At 46.6% G+C, this 15,134-nt stretch carries 11 protein-coding genes and 1 tRNA gene; 8 read left to right on the plus strand and 4 right to left on the minus strand.

Going from position 1 to position 15,134, the window contains the following annotated elements; all coding sequences use genetic code 11:
• Positions 1-46: 46 nt before the first annotated feature.
• The 3 genes from GU926_RS12660 to GU926_RS12670 all read right to left on the minus strand — a co-directional run bounded on the left by GU926_RS12660 (position 47) and on the right by GU926_RS12670 (position 5,182).
• Positions 47-4,318 (minus strand): sacsin N-terminal ATP-binding-like domain-containing protein, encoded by a 4,272-nt coding sequence (locus GU926_RS12660; protein WP_160692411.1) that lies wholly within the window; start codon positions 4,316-4,318, stop codon positions 47-49.
• A gap of 307 nt (positions 4,319-4,625) precedes the next feature.
• The gene (locus tag GU926_RS12665; protein WP_160692413.1) at positions 4,626-4,829 is read right to left on the minus strand and encodes an entericidin; all 204 of its coding nucleotides are present in this window, start codon (positions 4,827-4,829) and stop codon (positions 4,626-4,628) included.
• 277 nt (positions 4,830-5,106) lie between these two features.
• Positions 5,107-5,182 (minus strand) — tRNA-Phe (locus GU926_RS12670).
• Between the two features lie 182 nt (positions 5,183-5,364).
• Here GU926_RS12670 and GU926_RS12675 point away from each other — a divergent pair.
• From GU926_RS12675 to GU926_RS12710, 8 genes are all read left to right on the plus strand, one after another.
• A complete protein-coding gene (locus GU926_RS12675; RefSeq protein WP_160692415.1) occupies positions 5,365-6,717 on the plus strand; it encodes a (Fe-S)-binding protein in 1,353 nt (450 codons plus the stop codon).
• 186 nt (positions 6,718-6,903) lie between these two features.
• The gene (locus GU926_RS12680; protein ID WP_066512607.1) at positions 6,904-7,677 is read left to right on the plus strand and encodes a (Fe-S)-binding protein; all 774 of its coding nucleotides are present in this window, start codon (positions 6,904-6,906) and stop codon (positions 7,675-7,677) included.
• Positions 7,678-8,031: 354 nt separating this feature from the next.
• On the plus strand, positions 8,032-8,526 hold the full coding sequence (locus tag GU926_RS12685; RefSeq protein WP_160692417.1) for a hypothetical protein: 495 nt from the start codon (positions 8,032-8,034) through the stop codon (positions 8,524-8,526).
• A gap of 12 nt (positions 8,527-8,538) precedes the next feature.
• Positions 8,539-10,449 (plus strand): OmpA family protein, encoded by a 1,911-nt coding sequence (locus tag GU926_RS12690; RefSeq protein WP_160692419.1) that lies wholly within the window; start codon positions 8,539-8,541, stop codon positions 10,447-10,449.
• 88 nt (positions 10,450-10,537) lie between these two features.
• Positions 10,538-11,479, plus strand: coding sequence for a hypothetical protein (locus GU926_RS12695; protein ID WP_160692421.1), 942 nt, complete (start codon positions 10,538-10,540; stop codon positions 11,477-11,479).
• Between the two features lie 181 nt (positions 11,480-11,660).
• Positions 11,661-12,830 carry an AIR synthase related protein gene (locus GU926_RS12700; protein WP_160692423.1) on the plus strand — a complete coding sequence of 390 codons (1,170 nt, stop codon included), beginning with the start codon at positions 11,661-11,663 and terminating at the stop codon, positions 12,828-12,830.
• A gap of 18 nt (positions 12,831-12,848) precedes the next feature.
• Positions 12,849-13,208, plus strand: coding sequence for a hypothetical protein (locus GU926_RS12705; protein ID WP_160692425.1), 360 nt, complete (start codon positions 12,849-12,851; stop codon positions 13,206-13,208).
• A gap of 164 nt (positions 13,209-13,372) precedes the next feature.
• A complete protein-coding gene (locus tag GU926_RS12710) occupies positions 13,373-14,095 on the plus strand; it encodes a DUF4476 domain-containing protein (RefSeq protein ID WP_160692427.1) in 723 nt (240 codons plus the stop codon).
• 517 nt (positions 14,096-14,612) lie between these two features.
• Here GU926_RS12710 and GU926_RS12715 read toward each other — a convergent pair.
• The gene (locus GU926_RS12715; RefSeq protein ID WP_160692429.1) at positions 14,613-15,089 is read right to left on the minus strand and encodes a DUF4293 domain-containing protein; all 477 of its coding nucleotides are present in this window, start codon (positions 15,087-15,089) and stop codon (positions 14,613-14,615) included.
• Between the last annotated feature and the right edge of the window lie 45 nt (positions 15,090-15,134).

Raw genomic sequence — 15,134 nt, forward strand, 5'->3', positions numbered from 1 at the left:
ACAAAAACAGTCATCAACTAAAATATTAGGAAAGTAGTGGTCCTTGTTAGTTTGAAGATGTGTCAGCTAGCAATTTCTGTTTATCAAACTCAAAAGTGTAGCCGTAAGGTTGTATCCTGAAGTTTTCTCCCCGTATTTCTTCAATTTTATTCAACACTCCATAAATGGGATTACCCATAAAGATCAGCTCATTAGGTGTTACCCGAACAATCAGGTAATTTTTTCTGGATCTTGCCACATTAACCTCACTCCCTGTGATCCTGAAATTGTTATTCCTTGGACTTTGAGTGGTTTTTACTTCTACTAATACCGCCTGCCCCTCATACCATGCAACCAGATCTGTGAAAGCAAATTTATAGTGCAGGGTTAGGTAATAGAATGGAATAAGGGCTTTGGCAAGTGCTGGTTCATCCTCTATATAATCGAGGCAGGTCTGATAAAAATTTCTATGTTTCTCTAAGGCTGGTTCGTCTTTGCCTAAGACAGTACAGATTAATTTGAATACCTCATCGAGAGCCTGTTTTCTGTCTTCTGGTCTTTCTACATGCAGAAAATATCTGATGAGATAGCCCAAAACCTCCTCCTCGCCATTGGCTCCAGTCACTTCGGCATTAGTTGCCGGTAAGGAGTTTCCTTTGTAAATCAATTTTTTTGATTTGACCGGAATAGTAGAGGAGCTTACAGTCGCGCTAGCCTGGAAGCCGGACAATGTTTTTGCCGGATGCTGGTTCAAACCCTGATATATTCTTTCAATACGGGAAAGAACAGAGATCTCACGGGTTGCATCTGCCAGCTGTCCAAAAGATGGTTTACTAGCCTGCTCCGGGAACGCCAGCTCAACATCTGCCTCCAGCCTTTCCAGATCTTCTAATATGCCCATTTTGCCAAATAAGGCCTGAAGACGACCCTGGAGCTCCTTACTGTTTTCCGGGTCTGCTTGCTCTAGCCTTAAACACAGTTTCGCCAGCCGCTCGTGGTGCAGGTTAAAGTCTATGTCAAGGTTAAAGTCTGCAAAGATGCCATCACTAAATTCTGTCTGCTTTCTGCGAATCATCAACTCCAATTCATTTAAACAATCTCTGCGGAAGACATCTTCCAGAAAACGACTTTGGTGGTTTGCGTTATACACATGCCAGCGGCTATCTTCTGCTAATTGCTCCTGGTTAAAATGAGACAATACTTCTTTGGAGAAAGCTTTGAACCTGGTGTCATAATCACTGATCCAATACCGTTTAAATACATCCTGATGTATTTTGAGTTGCGCATGATACTCTTCTCTCAGTACCTCTTCCTCTTTATGAAAGACAATGAGTTCTAATGCTTTTGCTATCCGGGTATTATTGAAAACGCCTTTTGCAATAGCTTCGGCTTGCTGGTGAACAGGTAGATCTTTAGAAAGAAATAATGCCTCTTCATTAGTGTCAAAAGTTCTTTCTACTGTTTTACAGATGTTCCCTATCTGAATATCTCTGGTCAGTCTGTCTGCTTCATAGAACCTGAGCTGTTGCAATCTTTTGGACAGTTCTGCAATTTTTTCTGGTTCTTCAAAGTAATCTGTTTCAGATAAAGTTGACTGGCTGATTTCTAACAAGACATACACTAATTTGGGTAAAAGCTTCTGACGGTAGTATTCAATTTTATCTACCTGATTTTGGGCCACAATAGCCGCTTCCGTAATTTTCAGAACCTTACCTTTAAGATGATAAGCTTCCAGATCAATTTTGCTTTTATGATAGACCAGTACTGGCTTGTCCAGATCAGGAATGTCTGCTGCCAACTTAAATTCACTCTCATTCTGTACAATATAAAAATCTGTATGATGAACAAATTCCAGTTTGTTCTGCCGGATTACCAGATACTCCTGAAGTCTTTTGGCTAATGGCTCGAATATTTTCTGGTAAAGACGGATAATCTGTTCTTGCCGGTGCAGATTATTCTGGCAGATAGTCACCAGTTGTTGGAGATATTCCTTTGGGAAGTCATTGTACTTCTTGATCAGTAGTGAATGAGCATCATCTTTGAATTCAGCTATTCTCAGCTTTTCCAGAAAAGAATACTCATTGTCATTGATCAGGGCCGGAGGTATGGCTTTTTCATTTGCTACCACTCTGATGCCTTCAACAATCATAGAGTGTCTTAACTGATCCTCCTGATTGCCACTGCTCCCTTTCCATAACGCAGGAATATAATCCAGACCTTCTTTCAATGACTCCCAGATAGACAGATCAACAAATCGGTAAGAAGTATGGAAGGATACCCCTAAATACTGAAGGAAGGTCTTCTGGCTAATTCCTTTTGGCATCTCCGGAAGAAAAGAAAGGTCCAGATCTTTCTCTCTGCAAAGCTGGGCGGGCTTATACTTGCCTGGAATAGTTTTCAGAAATACTGTAGATAAACTAAAGTCAGCCAGATTGGCCGTTGTGTTGTCTTCGCTGTTTCTGCGCGTGATAAAGCTATTGTACCGGTGGGTAGGCAGAATATTTTCTCCTGTTTTGCCCATCAACGTACTAATGCTTCTAAGTAAGTCCCGCTGTTGTTCTTCTGTTATTTGATTTTCAGGGCCATGGTGCCGCCCGGTAGGAGAAACCTGCCGGTAATGTTTCAGGATTTCATTTCTATCCCTATACTCTCTGATTCCTAAAGCCTGCCTTAATTCTTGATTTTCAACCTTGTAATTTATAAGGGTCAATCCGACGAAAGAAGGCACAAAAGATTGCAAGTCTTCATTCTGTTCACGATAGATTAACTCAGTACTTTCAGAAACCGATATTCCTGGACCATCATGAGCATAGATAACGGCTGCATTTTTCTTTTTAAGTTGCCGGGCGAATTCAGTATAGAAGTAATTCGTCCATTTCCTGTCCTGACCATCCTCCCGGCTGAAATACGCAATGAAAGCGGTGGTATGTTCAAAGAAATCATCATGGTCTGTTTTAATCCTGGTCTCTTGGAAAAATACTTTCGCTAAGGAACTCAGGAAATTACTCCCGGTGGCATAATTATGATTCCCGATTTGCAGAATGTCTCTAACATGGCCAAATGCTGGCCAAGGTGCATGCAATTGCAGATAGTTCCAGTTAAATGGTGCCAGAACAGTATCTGCAAAACTCACCTCCTTTATAAATTGTGATTTTAGCTGAGGGACAACTTCACTTTTGTTGTAGCTATTCAAGTAGGAAAAGTAAAGCTCCAGACACGCCCTGAATAACGCTTTATTATACTCTCCAATGTTGCCATTAAAATTAATTGCTGTCCGGTCTACAGTCGTATGGAAATCAGCATGAAAGTCTACATTCTTGAAAGGAGAAGGGTATTTGGTTGGTAGATAATTATATAATACACCGGCATTTTCTTTTGAATTCTCCGTCGGCTTTAAATAAAAAGCAATCTGAGGATTAGAGATGTTTATGCCAGCTTTTGCCGCTAAGACTTTTACGTCTTCTTTTAAAGAGCATTTAATAATGGCTATCTCCCCATCATTAGTCCCTGACTTTTTTGTAAAACAGAGGCTTTCATTCCCTTCATACTTGAAAGTTATAGTTAGTGGTTTGGAAACCCGCAGCTGAACGAACTCGAAATGAATTCCTTTTATTTCGGAAAAAAGCTTTTTTACTTCTTCTTCCTTGCTGACCGTAAATGGGATCTGAATAATAGTCACAAATCCTTCCTGAAAAAGCGATTGAACGTAGTCATTCTGCTCTTGTTCCTGAATGGGGAAATAGAATCCAGGAACACCTCTTCCTGAGTTTTCCTTCTGTACCGCCTCTATCTGTTCCTTTAAAGTTTCCCGGATATCAACATTTAATGTTTCCGGCAACTTCTCAGGATCTTTAAAGCTGTCATAAATACGGAAGCTGATATTGGTAGACGAAGGATCACCGGCTTCCTGTACTATTTCACCTTGAGTATGAACCTGTACATAATTGTCCCGGGCAATGGAAAAAGCAGACTTAAAGCCTACCCCTTTGTTGCCGATGCTGGTATCAGCTGATTTTGTAGAAGTGGAGATAGAGCATAAAGATTGAAAATCGGCTCTTTTTGAAGTTCCGGTTTTATAATCAAAATCTACTTGATAGGTGAAAGGTGTTCCATCATTCGCTATGTAAAGGCAATAATCTTTAGCTGTTATCAGAATTCTGCCTTCAGCTTTATCAAAAGCATTTTGTAAAAGCTCATAGATAACCCTCCCCTGGTAATCAGCGCTTACCTGCTCTACCTGTCCGGCCTGCTGCTTAATGGTTTCTATTCCCACATTTAGATAATAATTGTGGTGGGCTTTGAATATGGATGTTGCCATTTCAGGTTCAAGGAGAATCATAAATTGTATTTAATTGCTGATTGGGATATGAATTAAGTTATATTCAATTTGTTAGACTAGCCTATTCATTGAGGCCTTCTCTGAAAGAAGGTGTCCTAAGACATCTGAATATAGCTAAAATTAGATGAAGAACTGTTTTGTATAACTGTTGAAATTTCGAGAGGAAGATTAGAGGAGGGAAGTTGCGTGACGAAAGTAAATTGATAGGCCATTTTTTAGCCTCTTTCCTGCAAAACAGGCCAAAAACAAAAACATCCCATGACTACAAGCGCCATGGGATGTTCTTGCATATATGAAATCCTATCAATTAGTTGCCAGCGCCCAGCGTCAAGGTGTCTGAGGTGATGGAAACGTCTTTGGTGGTATCTGCTGCTACGGTGGTGGTGTCTGTAGTAGTAACAGTAGTCGTGTCAGTAGTGGTGGTTTCGGCGGTTTCTGCCTCAGTGCCCTTTTTCATATCTGAGCAAGACATAAAGGAAAGAAGCGCCACAACGGTTAATAATTTTTTCATAAGGGTATAGCGGATAAGGTTTTAAGATTAAATAGAAGTTGAAGGTATTGATGAATTACCATATATGCAATTTTCTATATGGTGGTCATGGGACAAAAAGGCGGATATGGTACATGAATACCAAGACGTGTCCTGCGGTGGTGCAAGGCAAACGTATGACGCCATGGTAGATGAAAGGCTTTGGTTATAAGTCTTTCGTTTTTAGCCCAATTCCTGCAAAACACCCCAAAAACAAAAATCCCGCTCCAATTGCTTGAAGCGGGATTTGCTGTTGTACTGGTGGTGATGATTGGAATCGAACCAACGACACAAGGATTTTCAGTCCTTTGCTCTACCGACTGAGCTACATCACCAGCACTTTTTCTTAACTAGTCTAACAGTCTGTTACTGCCGTTCCCGTTAAAAAGTATGCAAAGGTAAGCAGGCAGACCACATTTGCAAAACTTCTGGCAAAAAAATCTTTTACCGGCTTTTGCGAATAGTTTACTAAATTCGTTCGTAGTAGAAGCAGATTTCAACGCTAAACTCCTTTCCTGTGATCAATTCTATCGTCTTTATTCTGGTGGCTGCGCTGGGTATCGGTCTGTTTGTCTGGCAGATCCGCAAGATCACGCGCAACATTAACCTGGGCCGTGACAAAGTCATTTCGGGCAACACGCCAGAGCGCGTCAACAAGCTTTTATTGATTGCCTTTGGGCAACAAAAAATGTTTAAGCGCCCCTTGCCGGCCGTCTTGCACCTGTTTGTCTATGTGGGTTTCCTGGTGATTAACATTGAAGTGCTGGAGATTTTCATTGACGGCATCTTCGGGACGCACCGCGTGCTAGGCTTCATGGGCCCCGTGTATGACGCCTTGATTGGCTTCAATGAGATTCTGGCGTTTTTGGTAATTATTGCCTGCGTTATTTTCCTGGCCCGCCGCAACATCACCAAAGTTCCCCGCCTGACTACCAGCCCAGAGATGCGTGCCTGGCCGAAGATGGACGCCAACATCATTCTGATGATTGAGATCGTGTTGATGGTGGCCTTGTTTGTCTTTAACATAGCTGACCAGAAACTACACCTATTGCGCGGCGCCGAACTGGCGGGCGCGTTCCCCATCACCGGTCCTTTGGTGGACTTGTTCGGGAGCAATCCAGAGTCCTTGCATTTGATAGAGCGCACTGGTTGGTGGTTCCACATCATTGGCATTCTGGCGTTCATGAACTACCTGCCCAGTTCCAAGCACTTGCACATTGTGACCGCGTTCCCTAACGTGTACTACAGCAAAGTAGAGCCGAAGGGCCAGTTCAGCAACGTAGAAAGCATCACGCATGAAATAAAAGCGATGATGGACCCAAGCTATCAGGTACCAGCTTTACCAGAAGGCGCTGAGCCGCAGAAGTTCGGGGTGAAGGACGTGGAAGACCTAAGCTGGAAACAACTCCTGGATTCTTATTCCTGTACCGAGTGCGGCCGTTGTACCAGCGTGTGCCCGGCTAACTTGACGGGTAAGTTGCTATCGCCAAGAAAGATTGTGATGGACACCCGTGACCGCATGGAAGAGAAAGGTGAATCGCCGCTCATCTTTGACCCGGCTAACTACAAAACCGAGTCTGAGCGCGTGAAGGTGACTGAGGAGAGAACTTTGCTACGCGGCTACGTGACGCCAGAAGAACTGTGGGCCTGTACCACTTGCAACGCCTGCGTAGAGTCTTGCCCGGTGAACATTGACCAGCTTTCTTCTATTATGGATATGCGCCGCTACTTGGTGCTAGAAGAATCGGCGGCGCCAGCTTCTTTGAACACCATGTTCAACAACATTGAGAACAACGGTGCGCCATGGGCCTTCTCACCAAGCGACCGCTTCAATTGGGCAGACAACCTGTTCGTGGCCTCCAAAAACTAAACGCTTCCTCTAACTCAGGGAGAAGAAAAATAACCTCTGCTGAACTACTAGAAATAGCACATCAGCACGTTAAATAATTAACATATTAAGTGTTTGGTGGCTTATCTGATAAAATAGCACATCAGCACATTAAGAAATTAGCACATTAATACAATGTCAGAAAAAAGACAGATAGAAGTACCGGTAATGGCAGACCTAGCCGCCCGCGGCGAATCTCCGGAAGTATTGTTTTGGGTAGGCTGTGCCGGCGCTTTTGATGACCGTTACAAGAACGTGACCCGTGCCTTTGTGCGCATCTTGGAGCACGTGGGCACCAAGTACGCCGTGCTGGGCATGGAAGAATCCTGCACCGGCGACCCTGCCAAGCGCGCTGGTAACGAGTTCCTGTTCCAGATGCAGGCCATGACCAACATCGCCACACTAGACGGCTACGGCATTAAAACCATTGTGACGGCCTGTCCGCATTGCTTCAACACCATCAAGAACGAGTACCCGGCCTTAGGCGGAAACTACGAAGTCATTCACCACTCCACCTTCTTGCAAAACCTTATCAATGAGGGCAAGGTAAAGATTCAGGGAGGCGGCGAGTTCAAAGGCAAGCGCATCACGTTCCATGACTCATGCTACCTGGGCCGCGCCAATGACATTTATGAAGCTCCGCGCGAAGTGTTAGCCGCTTTGGATGCCGACCTGGTAGAAATGAAGCGTAGCCGCGCCAACGGTTTGTGCTGTGGGGCTGGTGGTGCCCAGATGTGGAAAGAGCCAGAGCCAGGTAAGAAAGACATCAACGTAGAACGCGCCGAAGAAGCCTTAGGCACCGGTGCCACCATCATTGCCAGCGCGTGTCCGTTCTGTATGACCATGATGTCTGATGGCGTAAAAAGCCAAAACCAAGAAGATAACGTACAAGTATTTGATATTGCAGAACTGATAGCCCAGGCCGAAGGTTTGAACGCCTAGTTTGTAGTATCAAGTAGCACGTATTAGTAGCAAGACACATTGTCCACAGTCATTTTTAGCCTGATTTGTAGAAAACAGGCCAAAAACGACAAACCAAAATCCCTGCTTCAAGTTTCTAACTTGGAGCAACCATTGGCGCAAGTTTTCAACTTGCGTTTATTGGTAATAGTGGATTACGGAAGTTGAAAACTTCCACCATCACAACCACAAGCTACAAGCTTGCGGTAGAAGAAGACTTTCGTTTTTGGCCTGATTTCCAGAAAACAGGCTAAAAACGGAGAGTCTTACGTCTTACATCTTGTGTCCTGTGTCTTCCATTAGCACATCAGCACATTAAAACATTAGCACATTAAAATGTACGTTCCGTTTCATCAGTTGCCTCCGCATAGCCGCCTCTGGATTTACCAGCTGGACCGGCCGCTTTCTGACCAGGAAGCAAAGGCCATGGAACAAAAGCTGGAGGAGTTTGTAACCGAGTGGAGCAGTCACGGCAACGACCTGCAGGCGTCTTTCCAGATAAAGGAAAAGCAGTTTGTGGTGTTGGCCACCAATGAGCAGGTGGCCTCGGCTAGTGGTTGTTCCATTGACAAGTCTGTGAATTTTTTACGGCAATTAGAGCAGGAGTTTCGCGTTCAATTATTTGATAGGACGCAGTTGGCGTTCCAGCAAGACGGAGACGTGCACTTGGTGCCCATGGCGCAGATAAAAGCCGAAGTGGAGAAAGGCACCCTGTCGCCGGACTCATTGTATTTTGATACCTTAGTTTCTACCGTGGGCGGCCTGCAACAGCAATGGCCCGTTCCCGCAAAAGATACCTGGCTGGCGCGTTATTTTCAGCCTGTGTCCTAACATCTTTACCATATGATGCGACACTACAAAACGCTTGGGGCACTGGCCCTTCTAGTTGCTCTCAACGGGTGCGGCCCGTTTAAATCGTCTTTGTCTAAAGGCGACAAGGACTTTAAGCAGGGAGAATACCAACTGGCCATTGAGCACTACCAAGCCGCTTTAAAGAACAGTCGCAACGCCAGAACGGCCAACTTTAAACTAGCCGAAGCCTACCGCCTGTCTAACCGACTTCCGCAGGCCGAACCGTTTTACAAAGCCGCCATTGACGCTGGGCAGAAGAGCGAGGAAACCTTGTTCCGCTACGGCATGGCCCTGAAAGCCGTGGGTAGATATGAAGAGGCCGCCGCCCAACTACAGCAATACTTAGCAGTAGCCGCCAACAAGACCTTTATTGCCATTGCCAGCCGCGAGGTAGAGAACCTCAAGCAGGTACCGGCTATCTTGAATACACCTACCTACCAGGTAATTGAGCCTTTTAAAGCCGCCAACACGGCAGCCTCAGACTTCGGGCCGGTAGTGCACCAAGGGCAGTTGATGTTTGCCTCTACCCGTGAGACCCAGGTGTACAAGGGCAACGGCGAAGGCTTCCAGGATTTATATGTGGTCACCCAGAATGACACCACGGGCAGTGCGGTTTCTTTTGGGGAGCCTGTGAACTCTGTAGGCATCCATGAAGCCACGCCTACGTTCACCAACGAAGGTCGCACCATGATTTTTGCCCGAAGCAACAGCGGCAAGAAGAAAGGCCGCCAAGACGTGGATTTGTTTGTGTCCCAGTTCAAGACTGGCAAATGGTCTGACCCTACCATCTTAAGTTTCAACGATGATGCCGCCTGGGATGCCACACCGGCGTTCTCGCCAGACGGTAAAACCTTATATTTCTCCTCAGACCGCCGCGGTGGCCAGGGAGGCAATGATATCTGGAGCGCTACCTTAGATGAAGGTGGTCGTTTCTCGCGTCCGGTCAATCTGGGAGCTCCCATCAACACACCGGGCAATGAATCGTTTCCGCACGTAGCGCCAGATGGCACTTTGTACATCGCCTCAGACGGGCATCCGGGCTTGGGCGGGCTGGACTTGTTCAGAATCAATGGGGACTCTATTATCAACCTAGGTGCGCCTTTGAATACCGTAGGCGATGACTTTGCCATCTTCTACATAGACAAAGACAGAGGGTATTTCTCTTCTAACCGTGCTGGTGGCCAAGGAGGAGATGATATTTATGGCTTTGAGAAGCGTCAGCCTAAGCTGGTTAACTTCTTCGTGGACGGCCGCGTGGTAGAACGTAATGACAAAACCAACGCCACCACGGCCATGGGCAATATTCGCGTCACCTTGCAGAACGCCCAAGGACAGAAAGTGGCGGAGACTGTTTCTACTGCTGGTGGTGCTTTCAGCTTTAAGCTGGACACGGCCAGCGTGTATTCTGTCTTGGCAGAGCGCGAAGGCTACTTTGCCGCCCGTCAGTCAGTGATTACACAGGGCAAAACGCCGCCGCAAAGCCAACTGACTCAACCACTCACCGAGATTAGACTCACCACCACGCTCACGCTCACTAAGATTGTGAAGAACAAAGCCATTGTGGTGGAGAACATCTTCTATGACTTTGACAAAGCCAACATTAGACCGGACGCGGCCATTGAGCTAGACAAGCTGGTGCAGACTTTGGTGGACAATCCTAAAATCACCATTGAGTTGAGCTCGCATACAGACAGCCGTGGTAATGATTTGTACAACCAGGATTTGTCACAGCGCAGGGCCCAAAGTGCCGTGGATTACATTATCTCCAAAGGCATTGACAAGAACCGCATCACGGCCAAAGGATATGGCGAGTCAAGACCAGTGGTGAAGAATGCTAAAACCGAGGCTGAGCACCAACGCAACCGCCGCACGGAGTTCAAGGTAACCCGCATTGACGAGTAAGCCTTCACAGAGATTTCATTTGAATTAATAAAATGTCGTTTTCGGCCTGTTTTCCAGAAAGCAGGCCGAAAACGTTTTTAGAGTGCCCATGGAGCTACAAAGGCTAAGCGCAGAAACATACGAAGCAATTTTCCCGGCGCCCTACCATGTCTACAATTCCGTGGGCTTCAACCAATTCAACGCAGATAGACTGGGGTTGGAATTGCACTGCCTCGCGTTCAAAACCAAAAAGTATAGGCTGGGTCTGTTGGGAGTTGTACAGGACGGTGTCTTTAAATCTCCTTTCTCAGCGCCCTTCGGTGGATTTTCTTTTGTGAAGGACGATGTGCGCATTCAACATCTGGACCAGGCGCTGGATTCATTGCAAGAGTATTGCCTTGCAGAAGGCGTTTCTAGGATTGAATTCACGCTTCCGCCGCTGTTCTATAATCCCAGTTTTCTTGGCAAGTCTTATAATGCTTTGCATAGCCATGGCTTTACAGTCATGCAATTGGAGTTGAATCATTCCGTGCATCTGGCCGGGCAAACCATAGAAAGCTATCAAGAGACATTTAGACGAAACGCCCAGAAGAATCTGGCCATTGCCGTGACCAAAGACTTCTCCTTTTCTGTTTGCGAGACCGAGGAAGAGAAACGACTGGCGTATGAAGTTATCAAGCAGAATCGCTTCACCAGAACCAAGCCCCTGCGCATGTCCTTGGAGCAGTTGCTCCAGACAGGTTCGCTCATTCCTTCGGATTTCTTTTTGGTACGATTGGCGGGTGCGCCAGTAGCGGCGGCCATTGTTTTTCAGGTAGCCAAAGATGTGGTGCAGATTATCTACTGGGGAGACTTGCCCGAGTTGTCCAGCAATAGAACCATGAACTACCTGTCTTTCCAATTGGTGCAATACTATTTAGACAAAGGCGTGCAGGTGATAGACGTGGGCTATTCCACAGAGGATAGTGTGCCTAACTACGGGTTGTGTGACTTTAAGGAAAGCATTGGCTGTACGGCCTATCCTAAGCTTTCTTTCAGCAAGACGTTATAGGGGTGAAGAGGAGGGAAGCCAGCTCCGGGATTATTTTCATGGGAATCAGAATAAAAGCCTTCAAACCCAGAAGGCTTTCTTATTTTTACCCCAACAAAAGCACGGCCGCGTTTTTGGCCTGTTTCTGTGAAAGTAGCCTAATAACGGCTTTCATCTTTCCACCATTCCAGAGAAGCCCACCATGGAAAACCGGTACCTGCAACGCGGCGTGTCTGCCTCCAAAGAAGATGTGCACAACGCCATCCAGAACATTGACAAAGGCCTCTTCCCCAAAGCCTTCTGCAAAATCATCCCAGACCTGTTGGTAGGCGACCCCGAGTACTGCAACATCATGCACGCCGACGGCGCCGGCACCAAATCTGCGCTAGCATATCTGTACTGGAAAGAAACCGGCGACCTCTCCGTCTGGAAAGGCATTGCCCAAGACGCCATTGTCATGAACACCGATGACCTGCTGTGCGTGGGTGCCACCGAAAACATTTTACTGTCCTCTACCATTGGCCGTAACAAAAACTTGGTGCCCGGCGAGGTGATTGCCGCCATCATCAACGGCACCGAGGAAGTCTTGCAGATGCTACGGGACAACGGCATTGGCATTTACAGCACTGGCGGCGAGACCGCCGACGTGGGCGATTTGGTGCGCACCATCATTGTGGACAGCACCGTGACGGCCCGCATGAAACGCTCTGAGGTCATTTCCAACCACACCATCCAGCCCGGCGATGTGATTGTAGGCTTCGCGTCGTACGGACAGGCGACCTATGAGAGCGAATACAACGGCGGCATGGGCAGCAACGGCCTTACCAGCGCCCGTCATGACGTCTTCGCCAATTACCTGGCCCAGGCCTACCCAGAAAGCTTTGACCCCGCGGTGCCTTCTGATTTGGTATACTCTGGCTCCTGCAAACTCACCGATGTCAATGAAGAAACCGGCCTGACTGTTGGGAAACTAGTCTTGTCACCTACCAGAACCTACGCGCCCTTGGTGCAGGCCATCTTGAAAGACTACCGAAGCCAACTGCACGGCATGGTGCATTGCAGTGGTGGCGCGCAGACCAAGGTGTTGCACTTCACAGAGAACGTCCATATCATCAAAGACAACCTCTTGCCGGTGCCTCCGCTGTTCAGGCTCATTCAAGAGCAAAGCAACACCAGTTGGCAGGAAATGTACAAGGTCTTCAACATGGGCCACCGCCTGGAACTGTACGTGCCTCAGGAAATAGCCGAAGACTTGGTGAACATCGGCAAGTCCTTCAACATAGACTCCCAAATCATTGGCCGCGTAGAAGCGAGTGAGAAGAATGAGTTGACTATTAAGAGCCCGTACGGCGAGTTTTATTACGAAGGGTAAGGTGACAGGCAAAGCGGTATGCAGAAAGCCATAAAGTCAATATTGATGACCTTGCTGTTCCTTTTTGCCGGAGTAGGAGTGGTTGCTTCAGGATTGTTACTGCGGGAAGTGTATCTAGAGAGTAGGTATGAAAAGCTCTACATCAGGAACTGCCACAAAGTAAAAGCTGGAATGACCTTGGAAGAGGCCAAAGTGGCCATGGGCGGCAGTCGTTACTATGAGCATCTTAAAAGCTTTTCCTATGAGACTACATTTGAGAAAGGAAAACCAACTGCGTTTTTATTGACCTATCCAACAAGCGGCGCCTCTTATACAGTTGCTATAGAATATGACCCGACCACGGGTTTGGTAAAAGAAGTTGAGTGCTCAGGCTATTGAAGAATTTATCCCAAAGAGATTCTTGTAAATATCAATCCCTTCTTCGTTTTTGGCCTGTTTTACAGAAAGTAAGCCAAAAACGGAAAAGGGATTCATTTTAAATATAGAATTGGCACAATACTTGGATAAGGCTTTACATGAGTTTTACCTAAAGAATTACAGCCATGAAACCTTTGTACGCCTTCGTGATTTTATGCTTGCTCCTAGCCCTGCCACAGGTAGAGGCCAGACCCAGACAAGAAGCAGCTCTTTCTATTGCTACCGTGCGTGGCGAACTGTTCTACCTGACCGTCGGCGGAAGAGTCATTAACCGTACCGCTACTAATAGAGTAGATGTAGGCGATTTGCCCGCCGGTAGGTATTGGCTGGACATCAGGATATTGAGAAGAGGCCGGGCCCAGAACATACGCGCCGAGGTGTTCTTGCAAGAAGGCTATGAAAGCATCTATGAACTGGCCCGCGGCCCCAGAGGAAACGCCTTGTTCCTGCGCAAAGTAGGAGAGGAACCTATGCGCCGCCGTCCTGACCCAAGACCGACTCCCAGACCAAACCCTAGACCAGACAACAATTATGACCAGGACGATGTAGTGTGCCGGAACGCCATGCAAGAACGGGAACTGGAGCGCGCGCTTCGGTTCATAAAAGAGGAAGGCATGGATGACCGCAAGCTGGAGATTGCCAAAGGCGAAATTAAACTGGCCGGTGGGATCATGACCGAAGACTTAATCGCGCTCATGGACGCCCTCACCTTTGAAGACCGCAAAGTGAAACTAGCCAAATACGCCTACACCTTCGTGTGCGACACCCGCAACTTCCCTAGAGTGCTGGACGCTTTAGAGTTTTCTAGCAACAAACGCGAAATGCAGGATTTCATCTACAAGCAGTAGCGGAGTAGATATAAGACGCAAGACATATGATTTAAGACTTCATTTTGAATCTACACCAGACTATGAAAACAGAAGAGCCTCTGCACATTGCAGAGGCTCTTCTATTTTATTGAGGTACTACTACTACTACTAATTCTCTCCCTCTTTTGTCATCCTGAAAGGATCTCGGTAGCGAACTAGATAGGTAGAGGCAATGAAACAACCCTCTTCTTGTATAACTAATTCAGATGTCCACTTTTGGAAAACGCTATTACAGCTTGCCCACAAGATCCTTTCAGGATGACAAAAGAGGAGGGAATGCCTAAAGAAGGGTTGAGGTAGGATTAAAAAATACGAAAGAAGTAGGTGAGAAGGGGTTAGGCCAAAGAGAGGAAATTGCAATACACCAGACAAGAGGCATGAATGCCAGTGCATCGTTTTTAGCCTATTTTCATCAAAATAGGCCAAAAACGAAAGACGCCAGACACATTAGAAAATCTTGTGTCTGGCGTCTTGTGTCTTAAGTCTATCTTCGCGCTTAGCGCAATCTATCCATTGACCGCACCAAGTCCTCATCGCGTTTGATGAAGCGGTTGGCGAGGGCATTCATAACCATGGCCACGAAGGGAATGTAAAAGCCAGACAGGCGCTCTCCTGCTTCTTTGGTGGGAACCAAGTCTTCGCCCACGTAGAAAGAGAAGTAGAATACCACGCCCACTAAGGCAGCCAGTACCACAGAGTTTAAAAGACCCAGTTTCATTTGGGTGAGGCGGCTCTTGTATTGGAAGATTTCATAAAGAGCAATAAGGGCGGCGGCCCCAGCCAGAATAGCAATGAAAATGGCGCTCTTAGAAGTGGCTCCCTCGGTGGCGGTTTCAGGTCCTAATTGGTAGGCGTCCAATACATATTCCACGCCATTGGCCGGATTCGTCTTCGCCCAGATAGGCACGAAGAACATACCCACCATGGCAATCACAATAAGCAACAGAAACACACTTTGAATTCTTTGTATCATAACAGGGTTAGTTAACTTGCAGTCAGTAATACAAAGCTACATAAA

Source organism: Nibribacter ruber, assembly GCF_009913235.1.
GTDB classification, from domain to species: domain Bacteria; phylum Bacteroidota; class Bacteroidia; order Cytophagales; family Hymenobacteraceae; genus Nibribacter; species Nibribacter ruber.